General features: G+C 67.9%; 11 protein-coding genes and 1 riboswitch. Of the genes, 6 read left to right on the top strand and 5 right to left on the bottom strand.

Annotation, left to right across the window (positions count from 1 at the left end; translation table 11 throughout):
• Nucleotides 1-101: 101 nt before the first annotated feature.
• The gene (locus ACIRGB_RS29725) at nt 102-692 is read left to right on the top strand and encodes a hypothetical protein (protein ID WP_403871599.1); all 591 of its coding nucleotides are present in this window, start codon (nt 102-104) and stop codon (nt 690-692) included.
• Between the two features lie 1,280 nt (nt 693-1,972).
• On the opposite strand, the gene ACIRGB_RS29720 is transcribed toward ACIRGB_RS29725, so the two are convergent.
• Both ACIRGB_RS29720 and ACIRGB_RS29715 read right to left on the bottom strand, forming a co-directional pair.
• Complete coding sequence (locus ACIRGB_RS29720; RefSeq protein ID WP_403871597.1) at nt 1,973-2,866, bottom strand: S-4TM family putative pore-forming effector; 894 nt, start codon at nt 2,864-2,866, stop codon at nt 1,973-1,975.
• A 9-nt stretch (nt 2,867-2,875) separates the two neighbouring features.
• The gene (locus ACIRGB_RS29715) at nt 2,876-3,754 is read right to left on the bottom strand and encodes a nucleotidyltransferase domain-containing protein (RefSeq protein ID WP_403871595.1); all 879 of its coding nucleotides are present in this window, start codon (nt 3,752-3,754) and stop codon (nt 2,876-2,878) included.
• A gap of 261 nt (nt 3,755-4,015) precedes the next feature.
• Between ACIRGB_RS29715 and ACIRGB_RS29710 the strand changes: the two genes are divergently transcribed.
• The 5 genes from ACIRGB_RS29710 to ACIRGB_RS29690 all read left to right on the top strand — a co-directional run bounded on the left by ACIRGB_RS29710 (nt 4,016) and on the right by ACIRGB_RS29690 (nt 9,870).
• Nucleotides 4,016-4,672 carry a hypothetical protein gene (locus ACIRGB_RS29710; protein ID WP_403871593.1) on the top strand — a complete coding sequence of 219 codons (657 nt, stop codon included), beginning with the start codon at nt 4,016-4,018 and terminating at the stop codon, nt 4,670-4,672.
• A 79-nt stretch (nt 4,673-4,751) separates the two neighbouring features.
• Complete coding sequence (gene rlmN, locus ACIRGB_RS29705) at nt 4,752-5,858, top strand: 23S rRNA (adenine(2503)-C(2))-methyltransferase RlmN (RefSeq protein WP_403871591.1); 1,107 nt, start codon at nt 4,752-4,754, stop codon at nt 5,856-5,858.
• Nucleotides 5,859-5,896: 38 nt separating this feature from the next.
• Nucleotides 5,897-6,002: riboswitch (TPP riboswitch) on the top strand.
• 78 nt (nt 6,003-6,080) lie between these two features.
• Complete coding sequence (locus tag ACIRGB_RS29700) at nt 6,081-7,169, top strand: thiamine ABC transporter substrate binding subunit (RefSeq protein WP_403871589.1); 1,089 nt, start codon at nt 6,081-6,083, stop codon at nt 7,167-7,169.
• Nucleotides 7,145-8,839, top strand: coding sequence for an ABC transporter permease (locus ACIRGB_RS29695; protein WP_403871587.1), 1,695 nt, complete (start codon nt 7,145-7,147; stop codon nt 8,837-8,839). The genes ACIRGB_RS29700 and ACIRGB_RS29695 overlap by 25 nt, the downstream gene beginning before the upstream one ends.
• Nucleotides 8,840-8,841: 2 nt before the next feature.
• Entirely contained in the window at nt 8,842-9,870 is a 1,029-nt protein-coding gene (locus ACIRGB_RS29690) for an ABC transporter ATP-binding protein (RefSeq protein WP_403871585.1), read from the top strand.
• Nucleotides 9,871-9,990: 120 nt separating this feature from the next.
• Here the strand turns inward: ACIRGB_RS29690 and ACIRGB_RS29685 are convergent, their stop codons facing one another.
• The 3 genes from ACIRGB_RS29685 to ACIRGB_RS29675 form a co-directional block, all read right to left on the bottom strand.
• Nucleotides 9,991-10,698: an LAETG motif-containing sortase-dependent surface protein gene (locus ACIRGB_RS29685; RefSeq protein WP_403871583.1), complete on the bottom strand. Its 708-nt coding sequence runs from the start codon at nt 10,696-10,698 to the stop codon at nt 9,991-9,993.
• Between the two features lie 153 nt (nt 10,699-10,851).
• The gene (locus ACIRGB_RS29680; RefSeq protein ID WP_403871845.1) at nt 10,852-11,970 is read right to left on the bottom strand and encodes an LOG family protein; all 1,119 of its coding nucleotides are present in this window, start codon (nt 11,968-11,970) and stop codon (nt 10,852-10,854) included.
• A gap of 79 nt (nt 11,971-12,049) precedes the next feature.
• Nucleotides 12,050-12,457, bottom strand: coding sequence for a VOC family protein (locus ACIRGB_RS29675; RefSeq protein ID WP_403871582.1), 408 nt, complete (start codon nt 12,455-12,457; stop codon nt 12,050-12,052).
• Between the last annotated feature and the right edge of the window lie 45 nt (nt 12,458-12,502).

The following is a 12,502-nucleotide window of genomic DNA, read 5'->3' as shown; positions in this document are numbered from 1 at the left end:
ACCAGCACCTTGTGAGTCAGGTGCGCACCCGCAGCTGCGCCTCAACCCGGCCCGTGACGGTTTGCCGCAGCCGTGTCAGAGGCCCCGGTTACCGTTGCCGGGTGAATGGATCAGAAGCGTCAGATGGCGTACCTGCCCGCCCCGGCGCGTTGCTGCCTCTCCTGGGTACCGACGCGGCGGTCGTCGCCTTCTTTGCCGGGGTCGCGGACCTCGATGCGACGAACCTGGCCGACTGCCTGTTGGAAGACGGGGTCCGGCTTGCCTCCGGCGCCCGGCTGGAGCAGTTCGCGCGGGCGGGTTCAGGGGACGCGTTCTGCTTCGTCGGCGAGGGTGGCGAGGAACGCCCGGTGGTGTACGTCAGCCTCGACGGCGAGGCCGGACTGTTCGCTCTTGGTCTGCCGGAACTGGTGCGGTTGTGTCTGGTGGCACCGTGGTGGCGGGATGCTCCCGGACGGACGGCTGGCGAACTCCAGAGGATCGTGGACGAGTACCGGGAGGACGTGCCCGACCTCGACCAGCGACGCGACCGTGCGGCCCAGGCCCTCGGTATCGACCCGGTCGGACTGCCTTCCGAGGCGACCGTCCTGGCCCGGCTATTGGAGCTCTCCCGTGGGCCGGTGGCCGAGGCCTGTCTCGTCGTAGGACACGGGGGCGAGCCACTCGATCCCCTCTTCGATGTCGCCCACAGGTGATCAAGGGGCCCACCGGGCGCGCAGTGGGTGCCTGGTCTGCCGACCTGACGTGCAGCCATCTCCTCAGCGATGAGCGGTCAAACTTCAGTGAGATCGGTCAAGGCTCAGGTGGGACGGGACACGCAATACGTCTGCGCGGTCGGGCCGCCTCAACGGTGTCGGGGGAACTTCCAACCGTTCTGGCGCAGCTTGTAGAGCACGAACACTCCACAGAGCACCCACGCGCCCAAGAAGGCCCACTTGAACCACGGAGGGCCGTCCCAGCGCTCTGCCAGTTGAACCGATGCCGCGTAATAGGGGGTCATTCCTTGCGTGTGCCCGGCTCCACAGGCAGGAATACCCGGTCTATGGCCTTCCTCGTGCGCTCCTGGCTCGATGACATCAGGCGCGCGTATACGCGCACCGTCAGCCCAGGGTCGGCGTGCCCCAGGTACTCACTTACGGCCTTGGTGCTCTCGTCGGCATCCCTGAGCACCGAGGCGTCGAGGTGCCTCAGAGCGTGCTGCCGTGCTCCCGAGGGGACTCGTACTTGCCGTCCGCCCCATCTCTGAGATCAGCCCGGCCGCCGCGGGAGCGGGCTTTCGGTCCGTGACGTTGAAGTCGCTGCGCCAGACGAGGCAGCCCGCGGTGTTCGTGAACAGCAGGCAGGCAGACACCACCTTCGGGCCGTCCGGCTTGCGCCAGGGCAGCGTGATCTCCCCCGGTTCGAAGCGCCGATGCGAGCCCGCAGGGCCTCAATGGCTTGTCCCGAATGAGCTGCACCTGCCCGGTCCACGCGGACTATGCCGCTCGCGAAGTCGACGGCGTCCTCGGCCAGGCCCATGATCTCGCCTTGACGAAGCCCGCACCCGGCACTCATGTCGACCATGGGCCGGTAACGCTGGGGGAGTGCTTCGCGGGCCGCATGAACCTGTTCGGGCAGCCACGGCACAACACGACGTTGCTCGGTCGGCCGGCCGGGCGGACGGCGCCAAGCACGGGTTGCGGAGGATTAGCCCGTCATCAACCGCCGCACTGAATACGGCCCGCACATCACCGTAAATGGTCCGTGCGTATCCGCCGCTCACAGCCGGGTCTTTCTCCAAGGCACGCAGGCGCGCGGTCGGCTCCACGGCTTTAGGCAGCCACATTGGGGCGAGCCTCTAGGGTCTTGGCCCCAACGTTGTGCTTAACGGGCAGGTCCACAGCCTGCCCGACTCGCCGGAAGCTTACGGGGCCAAGAGCACTCGCCCCAAAGCAGCTCCAGCCCAAAGCCCCTCCGCCGACCTTCGGTTTCTGCACTACGGGCGCTGAAGTGCTCCAAGATCCTGCTTCATGTCAGCGATAGCTGCTTTCATTCGACCATCGTCCGATTTGCGGTATCGTTCGTACAGGAATTTCGGCACTCTTGTTGCCTTGCTTCGCACTGTGAAGATGTCGTCCTGGATGTTTCGGCAGGCCTTAGCCAGGGCCCTTTGTTGCGAGGTAGACAGCTGACGCCCAGCCCACTCTAGCTCGCTGGAGATGCGAGCCTTAACTGCGGATCTGTCGGCAATAGTCTGTCTCTGTGAGTTGATAATTTCCCACGCGAGCGAAATGATCGCCAGCGACGGGACATACCAGCGCAGGATCAAGTTCGATGTGCTCGCATTGGCGAGCAGCCCATACAGTATGCCGAGGCACAGCCAGATAATAAGGCTGGTGGTGACTATGTTCTTCCAGCGTTGCCTCAAGCGCATGTCCCACGTTACATTCGATCGTTGGCATAGCAGAACTGCAACAGAGGGCGAGAAGTCCGACACGTCGGCGTAGTAGTCGGTGAGCTTGTTGGGATTCCCTTTGAAGCGTGCCGAAAATTCCCTGATTCTTTCAGGGTCAACCTTGTCCCCCCTCTCGCTCCATTCCATGTCGAAGACGTAAGTGTCGAAGTGCTCCTGCAACCTGGCCGCTTCTGAAGACCTTTGCTTGACAAGTGGAGCCAGAAGGAGGGTCGAAAGAATTGCCCACGCGAAGCTGATGACGAGTAAACCGGTATTCGTCCGCTGTAGACATGAAAACGCCGCGCCCGCGACGGCTATGAGCAGCGAAGGGGTGTAGCGGAGCCACTCGATCTTCTGCGCTGCGCGATGTGCGGCAATGACGGCAGTGTGTAACAGTAGGCCGCGCTCGTCTCTTTGTCTGTCATTGATTCCCATTGTCTCCCTCTACTGCTTATCCAGGCTTGAGAAACTGGATCCGTATACTTCAGTCCAAGCGTCTACAGCTTGAGCGTAGCGGCCGTCATTCTGCGCGGAAATCGCAAGGTGTGCCGTTCTTCTGCAGTTTTTCATCAGAGTTGAGACAGTTTCCCGCTGCCTGGCTGTGAGGTAATCTGATAGGTCACCCTGTTGGCCGGCTGGATCTTGTACGCTCAATCCGCTAGCGTATATCTCGTAGAATCTGATGGTCGCAACGGAATAGTCGTCGCCTAGCTTATCTGCTACTTCGGCTACCATTACCTCAAGATGGTAGGAGCGAAGTGTCCCTCCATTTTCGAAATTCCATTGCTTGATTCCTCGCGTGAACTTCGAGAGATCGATCTCGGCTGCATCACGGCGGTCGTTAAAGTATGAATTCTGTGTATCGGGGTAAGTCGTTGCCCAGCGTCCGGATCCCCCGGGAAAAAAGTAGCCGTTCTTCTCGTTCTTGATGCAGGGGAGAATATCAACAGGCACTTCTCCCGGAAAAGAAACGCTTACGACCTCGCGCAACCTCGAAAACCGTACAGCACCTCCTGGAAACTCGCGGAGGCGCTCTTCCAGATGGATCAAAAGCGACAGTGAGTCATCGGCGCTTGGTGAATCCGGGTCTGTGAATTCAAATATTACGTCGACATCGCTGCCTTGCCGAATTGCCGTCCCTCTTGCGTATGAGCCCATCAGACGGTAACCCGAGAATGTGTATTTCGGTGTGTTTGCGCGAGAAGACTGGGACATGTGTGTGGCGAATTCGCGCACGCGACTCATTGCGAACTGTAAATATGAGTCGGGGGGTGTGATTGATTCGTAGAAGCGGCAGAAAGTCAAACCGATTTGGATGTCCATGTCTGACTCGTTTCCCCCTGGCTCACGGTCGAGATAACGATACTGGATGTGGGCCTACTCAGTGGCAGAACTGAAAGACGTTCCACAACTCGCCTGCGGTCTACGCGGATACCTGGCAGGCCCTGCGGTAAGTGTCAAGCAGCGTGTGCTGCCCGGTCGAAGGGGTTTCCGTCCCCCACCCTGGCTAGATTGCCCCCTTGTGCGTTCTTCGTGTACCTGTCACACAGTTCAGAGGCGTGACGTGGGGGAGGGGAGCACTGCATGTCGGCGTTGGGTGGCTTTCCGGTGCGGCCGTCGGCCTGGGCCGTCGAGCGGTTTGGGCAACAGGCCGGTGCGCTTGCTGCTGCGGTTCCGGTGCAACTCGCCAACGCTCACGGGAAGGCTCATGCCGCGCACCTCGCAGCGGGTCTGAAGAAGCGCAGTCCGTACGGTCTCACCCTTGCAGGGGTGGTGCGCGAGAACCTGGCGGAGACGGCGCGGCAGCTGGGAGAGGCCGTACGAGACGTGCGCGGGTACGAGTATGCGGTCATCAACGATTACGCGCTCTTTCCGTTCCGGTACGCGGACAGGCCGAGGCCCCTGGATCGAGTTCGCCTGCCGGCCAACGCTTCGCCCACCCGGCACCGGCTGTTCCGGGCACACTGGCCGCAGCCTCCAGAAGGCCTGTTCGACGTAGATGAGGGCCTGGCGACCGAGGAGTACCTGGGGCTACACGAGGCGTTCGAGGATCTGGGAGCTTCCACCAGGCTGGTCTGCGTGTTCTTCACGGCCGACGTCGAAAACGGCATCCATGCCATCCACTGGGGAGACGCCCACCTCGAACCAGACCGCACCTTTACGTGGCCCTACAGGGAACGGTGGCCTTGGCTGACTGAGTTCTGGGCCGTCCCCGGGCCGTCCGAGGCCCGCCAACGCTGATAGTCGGCACCCACGGGTGACCACCCCCACCCCGCACCGGCCTGGGCCCCCGGAGTCGATCTGCGACACTGGTACAGCCATGCCAAATCCCGGAGAACTCACATTCGTCGTGCCGCGCGGAGTCAAGAAGCCGCCGCGGCACCTTGCCGATCTCACGCCTGCCGAGCGCAAGGAGGCGGTCGCCGCGATCGGTGAGAAGCCGTTCCGTGCGAAGCAGCTCTCGCAGCACTACTTCGCGCGGTACGCGCACGCCCCCGAGCAGTGGACCGACATCCCCGCCGGTTCGCGCGAGGGGCTGCGGGAGGCGTTGCTGCCCGAGCTGATGACGGTCGTGCGGCACCTGTCGACCGACCAGGGGACCACGCGCAAGACGCTGTGGAAGCTGTTCGACGGGACGCTGGTCGAGTCCGTGCTCATGCGCTACCCGGACCGGGTGACCATGTGCATCAGCTCCCAGGCCGGCTGCGGCATGAACTGCCCGTTCTGCGCCACCGGCCAGGCCGGCCTGGACCGGAACCTGTCGACCGCCGAGATCGTGCACCAGATCGTGGACGGCATGCGGGCGCTCAGGGACGGCGAGGTCCCCGGCGGCCCCGCGCGGCTCAGCAACATCGTGTTCATGGGCATGGGCGAGCCCCTCGCCAACTACAACCGGGTCGTGGGCGCCATCCGCCGGCTCACCGACCCCGAGCCCGACGGACTGGGGCTCTCGCAGCGCGGGATCACGCTCTCCACGGTCGGTCTCGTCCCCGCGATCCACCGCTTCACCGGTGAGGGCTTCAAGTGCCGTCTCGCCATCTCGCTGCACGCCCCCGACGACGAGCTGCGCGACACCCTCGTCCCCGTCAACACGCGGTGGAAGGTGCGCGAGGTGCTGGACGCCGGGTTCGAGTACGCGGCGAAGTCCGGGCGCCGGCTGTCCATCGAGTACGCGCTGATCCGGGACATCAACGACCAGGCGTGGCGCGGTGACCGGCTCGGGCGGCTGCTCAAGGGCAGGCCCGTGCACGTCAACCTCATTCCGCTCAACCCCACGCCCGGCTCCAAGTGGACCGCGTCCCGGCCCGAGGACGAGAAGGCGTTCGTCGAGGCGATCGCGGCGCACGGTGTGCCGGTGACGATCCGGGACACCCGTGGGCAGGAGATCGACGGGGCGTGTGGTCAGCTCGCCGCGAGCGAGCGGTAACCTGACCGGCGGAAGTCCGTCAGCACAGTCACATCTTCATATTCCGACAGGGGAGCGCCACAGCGCTGAGAGTGCGGCACCGGCCGCAGACCCTCCGAACCTGGCCCAGGTCATTCTGGGTAGGGAGATCGGTCACCACTCGAGCTGTTGCGCCCTGCCCGGGGCCCTCGCCAGGGTTCCGGGCGGGGCCGCGTCTTCTCCTGGTCACCCAGGAGGAATCCAGTGAGCATCACCAAGAAGGTCAGCGTCCTGGCCGTCGGCCTCGGCATGGTCGGCACCCTGGCCGCCTGCGGATCGTCGTCCGACGACACCGGCGGCAGCGGCTCCGGCGGCAAGACCGTGACCCTGGTCAGCCACGACTCGTGGGCCGCGTCCAAGGACGTCGTCGCCGCCTTCGAGAAGGAGTCGGGCTACAAGGTCAGGGTCCTGGAGGACGGCGACGCCGGGCAGGCCGTCAACAAGGCCATCCTCACCAAGGACAACCCGCAGGGCGATGTCTTCTTCGGCGTCGACAACACCCTGCTGTCCCGCGCCCTCGACAACGGCCTGTTCCAGCCGTACGAGGCCAAGGGCTCGGACCGGGTCCGGCCCGAGTACCGCGCCGACCAGGACAAGCACCGGGTCACTCCGGTCGACACCGGCGACATCTGCGTCAACTACGACAAGGCGTACTTCGACCGGCACGGGCTGACCCCGCCCACGTCCTTCGACGACCTGGCCGAGCCCGCGTACAAGGACCTCCTCGTCACCGAGAACGCGGGCAGTTCCTCGCCGGGCCTCGGCTTCCTGCTCGGTACCGCCGCCAAGTACGGCGACGATGGCTGGGAGGGTTACTGGAAGAAGCTCAAGGCGAACGGCGTCAAGGTCGTCGACAGCTGGGAGCAGGCGTACAACGAGGAGTTCTCCGGCTCGGCCGGCGGCAAGAAGGCCAAGGGCGACCGTCCGCTCGTCGTGTCCTACGCCTCCTCCCCGCCCGCCGAGGTCGTCTACGCCGACCCGCAGCCGGCCACCGCCCCCACGGGCGTCGCCGAGGGCACCTGCTTCCGGCAGGTCGAGTACGCGGGCCTGCTCAGCAACGCGAAGAACACCGAGGGCGGCAAGGCGCTCCTCGACTTCCTGCTGAGCAAGACCTTTCAGGAGGACATGCCGCTCAACATGTTCGTCTACCCGGTGCGGGAGGGCGCGCGGGTTCCCGAGGTGTTCTCGAAGTCCGGGCCGCAGGCGAAGGACCCGCAGACCCTCGACCCGGCGAAGATCGCCGACCACCGCGACCAGTGGGTCAAGTCGTGGACCTCGCTCGTACTGAAGTGAGTCACGGAGGCAAGCGGGCGGCGGCGCGGGCGCGGACCGTGCGGGGGAGCGCTGCCCGGCTCGGCCTCATGGCCGTGCCCGTCGCGTTCTTCGCGGTGTTCTTCGCCTACCCCGTTGCCGCCATCGTCGCGCGCGGCCTGGAGGTCGACGGGGTCTGGCGGCTCGGGCGGATCGGGGACGTGCTCGCGCAGTCCGACGTGCGGCACGTGCTGTGGTTCACCACCTGGCAGGCACTGGCGTCCACCGCGCTCACCCTGCTGATCGCGCTGCCCGGCGCGTACGTCTTCGCCCGCTTCGACTTCCCCGGCAAGCAGGTCCTGCGGGCCGCGGTGACCGTGCCCTTCGTGCTGCCGACGGTCGTCGTCGGTACGGCGTTCCTGGCACTGGTGGGGCGCGGCGGGCTGCTGGACGAGTTGTGGGGCGTGCGCCTGGACACCACGGTGTGGGCGATCCTGCTCGCGCACGTCTTCTTCAACTACGCCGTCGTCGTCCGCACCGTCGGCGGTCTCTGGGCGCAGCTCGACCCGCGGCAGGAGGAGGCCGCGCGGATGCTCGGCGCCTCGCGGCTGCGGGCCTGGCGGCAGGTCACGCTGCCCGCGCTCGCGCCCGCCGTGGCCGCCGCCGCGCTGATGGTCTTCCTGTTCACCTTCACCTCCTTCGGCGTCGTCCAGATCCTCGGCGGGCCCGCCTTCTCCACCCTGGAAGTGGAGATCTACCGGCAGACCTCCCAGGTCTTCGACCTGTCCACGGCCGCCGTGCTGACGCTGATCCAGTTCGCGGCCGTCGCCGCCGTCCTCGCCGTGCACGCCTGGACGGTGCGGCGGCGCGAGACGGCGCTACGGCTCGTGGACGCGGCCACGACCGCGCGCCGGCCGCGGGGAGCCGGGCAGTGGGCGCTGCTCGCCGGGGTCCTGGGCGTCATCGTCGTCCTGCTGGTGCTGCCGCTCGCGGTACTGGTCCAGCGGTCGCTGGGCGCCCCCGGCTTCGGCTACTACCGGGCACTGACCCGCGAGGACGGCGGCGCCTTCCTCGTCCCGCCGATCGAGGCGATCGGCAACTCCCTCCAGTACGCCGTCGCCGCCACCGGCATCGCCGTGGTGATCGGCGCGCTGGCCGCGACCGCGCTCACCCGGCGCGACGCGGGCCGCTTCGTGCGCGGGTTCGACGCGCTGCTGATGCTGCCGCTCGGAGTGTCGGCCGTGACGGTCGGGTTCGGGTTCCTGATCGCGCTGGACGAACCCCCGCTGGACCTCAGGTCCTCCTGGGTCCTGGTGCCGCTCGCGCAGGCGCTGGTGGGCGTCCCCTTCGTCGTACGGACCATGCTGCCGGTGCTGCGGGCGGTGGACGGGCGGCTGCGGGAGGCGGCGGCGGTGCTGGGCGCGTCGCCGTGGCGGGTCTGGCGCGAGGTGGATCTGCCGATGGTGCGGCGGGCGCTGCTGGTCGCGGCCGGGTTCGCGTTCGCGGTGTCGCTGGGGGAGTTCGGCGCGACCGTGTTCATCGCACGGCCCGACAACCCGACGCTGCCGGTCGCCGTGGCACGGCTGCTGGGGCGGCCCGGGGAGATGAACTACGGCCAGGCGATGGCCCTTTCGACGATTCTGATGCTGGTGTGCGCGGTGGCCCTGGTGGTGCTGGAGCGGCTGCGGACCGACCGGAGCGGGGAGTTCTGACCATGCCGCCCAGCCTGCTGAGCCTCGAGGGAGCAACCGTCCGCTTCGGCGGGCGGCCCGTGCTCGACGCCGTCGACCTGGGGGTCGCCGAGCACGAGGTGGTGTGCGTGCTCGGGCCCAGCGGCAGCGGCAAGTCGACGCTGCTGCGGGCGGTCGCCGGGCTCCAGCCGCTGGACGCCGGGCGGGTGACGCTGGACGGGCGGGACCAGTCCGCCGTGCCCGCGCACAAGCGCGAGGTCGGGCTGATGTTCCAGGACCACCAGCTGTTCCCGCAGCGGGACGTGGCCGGAAACATCGCCTTCGGGCCGCGGATGCGCGGCGCGTCCCGGGCCGCGCAGCAGGCCCGGGTGGCGGAGTTGCTGGAGCTGGTCGGACTGCCGGGCGCCGCCCGCCGGTCCGTCGCCGCGCTCTCCGGCGGGGAGCAGCAGCGAGTGGCACTGGCCCGCGCCCTCGCGCCCCGCCCCCGACTGCTGATGCTGGACGAGCCGCTCGGCCAGCTGGACCGCTCGCTGCGGGAGCGCCTCGTGGTCGAACTGCGGGAGCTGTTCGGGCGGTTGGGGACCACGGTGCTCGCCGTGACGCACGACCAGGGCGAGGCGTTCGCGCTCGCCGACCGGGTCGTGGTGATGCGGGACGGGCGGATCGCCCAGTCGGGGACGCCGCTGGAGGTGTGGCAGCGGCCGGCGGACGCGTTCGTGGCCCGCTTCCTCGGCTTCGACAACGTGACCGAGGCGTGCGTCGCCGGACAGGCCGCGGACACCCCGTGGGGCAAGGTGCCGGTCCCCGAGGACGCACCGCAGGGCACGCGGACGGTGCTCGTGCGGCCGGCCGGGGTCCGTGTCGTCCCCGCCGACGAGGGCCTGCGCTGCACGGTCACCGCCCGCACCTTCCGCGGCACGCACGTCGCCGTGCACCTCCAGCCCGAGGACGCGCCCCGTCTGGAGGCGGCCTGCGCGCTGCGGGCGGCGCCGGAGGTCGGGGCCGCGGTGGGCGTGGAGTTCGACGCGGCGGAAGTCGTCGTGCTCGGCTGAACAGGCGCTCCGCGGGCCGCGCGGCGAGGAGAAGGCGACGTTCGGCCAAAACACAACGGTGGCCCGCCCCGGACCGGGACGGGCCACCGCGGTGAACGCATCTGCGCGGGGCAGCGGGCGTCAGCTGTCGCTGTTCGCTCCGCGACGGCGCAGGCCGAAGAAGACGGCGCCGCCACCGACGACGACCAGGGCCGCCGCGATACCGGCGATCATGCCGGTGTTGGAGTTGGCACCGGTCTCGGCGAGGTTGGAGTCACCGGCCGCCGGGGACGGGGCGTTGTCGTTCGGCACGGCCGCCGGGGCGGTGCTCTCCGACTGCGCCGGCGCGGGGGCCGACGTGGACGGCTGCTCGGGCGCCGGGGACTCCGTCTCGTCGGACGGGGTCGAGGAGCTCACCGACGGGCTCGGGGACGGCGTGTCCTCGGTCTTGCACGGGGTCGACGGGGTCGTGACGTCCGGCTTGATGAACTCGTCGACGTACCTGTCGGCCTTGACGTGGACGCGGTACTCCGTGTTCGGCTGCCAGTCCACGGCGAAGTCGACGGTGGTGCCCTGCTTGGAGCCCTTGACCGTCTCCTGGCCGACCTGTTCGCCGGTGCTCTTCAGGGTGACGGTGACGGTGGCCGGGACGCCGGAGGGGTCCACGTCGGTGACGCTGATGACACCGTTGTCGCCGTCGCACTTGGCTACGGCGGAGAACTCGCTGATGTTGCAGGCGAGGGCGTTGCCTGAGGCGCTGAGCGCCAGGGCCGCGGAGGCGGCGACGACGCCGAGGGCGCGGACGCTACGGCGTGACGCCGTGCGGCTGATTATGGACAGGACTGCCACGTTTGTCCTTTACGGGAGCGCGGATGCGGGGGGTGAAGAGGGTGCCGACGCTTGATGACGCGTCAGCACACCCATGAGCCTCACTGGTCTATAAGCGGGGCGTAAGAAGTGTCAACGCATATGCCCGTCCTGGCCGTTGACTTTACCTTCTTATTAACCGCCGACACGTTTCAGTGCGTTGGGAGCTTCCTCGATTCGGTCGACCAGTGTGATGCGGGACTCCATCGCCCGCCCCTTCGCGAGCGACCGCAGCAGCGGCCACGCCGGCAGCGTCCGGGTCCAGTGCTCCCGGTCGACGAGCACCATCGGCGTGGGCTCGCCGCGCGACTCGTAGTAGTTGGGCGTCGCGTTGTCGAAGATCTCCTGCAAGGTGCCGGCCGCGCCCGGCAGGAACACCACGCCCGCGGTGGAGCGGGCCAGCAGGCCGTCCTCGCGCGTGGCGTTGGCGAAGTACTTGGCGATGTGCGCGGCGAAGGCGTTGGGCGGCTCGTGGCCGTAGAACCAGGTCGGGATGCCGATCGAGGCACCGCCCCCGGGCCAGCGCTCGCGCACCTCGAACGCGGACCGCGCCCAGTCGGCGATCGACCGGGTGAACGACGGGACCTTGGCGAGCAGCACCAGGGCGTCGTCCAGCATGCCGTCGTCGAACGGGGCGGCGTACGCGCCGAGGTTCGCCGCCTCCATCGCGCCCGGACCGCCGCCCGTGGCCACCGTGAGACCGGCGCGGGCCAGCTCCCGGCCCAGGCGGGCGGCGCCCGCGTACTCCGCGGTGCCGCGGGCCATGGCGTGGCCGCCCATGACGCCCACCACCCGGCTGCCCGCGACGAGTTCGTCCAGCGCGTCCGAGACGGCGTCGTCGTGGACCGCGCGCAGCATGGAGGCGAAGACGTCCCCGTCGGCCTTGGTCTGCTGGAACCAGTCGTAGGCCAGGGCGTCCGGTGTCGCCGCGTACCCCTCGTCGAGGCCGTCGTACAACTCGTCGGGGGAGTAGACGTGTCCCCGGTAGGGGTCGAAGGGGAGGCCCGGTATCGGCGGGAAGACCAGGGCCCCGGCGGCGCGCACCCGGGCGGCGGCGCGGGGGTCCATCGGGCAGCCGAGGAAGACGGCGCCCGTCGAGTCGGCGTGGAGCAGGGCGTCCGTACGGTCCGTCAGGTCGACGGCCTGGACGCGGTGGTGGGCGAGGCCGCCGGGCGCCGAGACGACCCGGTCGAACTCGGCGAGGCTCTCTATCTCCCGGTCGTGGGAGGCGTGGTGGGACTGGAACTGTGACAGTGACGGTGACCCGTGCGGTGACCGGGCCTTGCGCTGGGCGGGTGTCTGATCCACCCGCCCATGCTAGGCATGCGCCGGTTCAGCCCTGGACGGCCGCCGGGTCCATCCACACGACCTCGAAGGTGTGGCCGTCGATGTCGTCGAAGGCCCGCCCGTACATGAAGCCGTGGTCCTGGGTCTCGCCGGAGACCGAGCCGCCGGCCGCGACCGCCTTCTCCACCAGCTCGTCGACCTTCTCGCGGCTCTCGGCGCTCAGCGCGATCAGCACCTCGCTGGACTTCGTCGAGTCCACGATCTCCTTCTGGGTGAACTGGCGGTACTTCTGCGGCGTGTGCACCATCACGACGATGGTGTCGCTCAGCGGGATCGAGGCGGTGCTGTCGTCGCTGAACTGGGCGTTGATCTCGTACCCGAGCCCGTTGAAGAACTTCTTCGAGGCGTCGAGGTCGTTGGTGGCCAGGTTCAGGAAGATCATCTGCTTGGACATGGGGGCCTCTCCCGTCGGTGCGCCGCTCTTGCGGTGCGGTTCGTA

The organism is Streptomyces sp. NPDC102490 (genome assembly GCF_044765285.1).
Classification (GTDB): Bacteria; Actinomycetota; Actinomycetes; order Streptomycetales; family Streptomycetaceae; genus Streptomyces.
The sequence above is the reverse complement of the archived record's forward strand: the minus strand, read 5'-3'. Positions and strand labels throughout refer to the sequence as shown.

What these genes read in the sequence shown, in the direction of transcription:
- ACIRGB_RS29720 (WP_403871597.1), bottom strand. Translation starts at nt 2,866, where the DNA reads ATGGGAATCAATGACAGACAAAGAGACGAGCGCGGCCTACTGTTACAC.
- ACIRGB_RS29715 (WP_403871595.1), bottom strand. Translation starts at nt 3,754, where the DNA reads ATGGACATCCAAATCGGTTTGACTTTCTGCCGCTTCTACGAATCAATC.
- ACIRGB_RS29710 (WP_403871593.1), top strand. Translation starts at nt 4,016, where the DNA reads ATGTCGGCGTTGGGTGGCTTTCCGGTGCGGCCGTCGGCCTGGGCCGTC.
- rlmN (WP_403871591.1), top strand. Translation starts at nt 4,752, where the DNA reads ATGCCAAATCCCGGAGAACTCACATTCGTCGTGCCGCGCGGAGTCAAG.
- ACIRGB_RS29690 (WP_403871585.1), top strand. Translation starts at nt 8,842, where the DNA reads ATGCCGCCCAGCCTGCTGAGCCTCGAGGGAGCAACCGTCCGCTTCGGC.
- ACIRGB_RS29675 (WP_403871582.1), bottom strand. Translation starts at nt 12,457, where the DNA reads ATGTCCAAGCAGATGATCTTCCTGAACCTGGCCACCAACGACCTCGAC.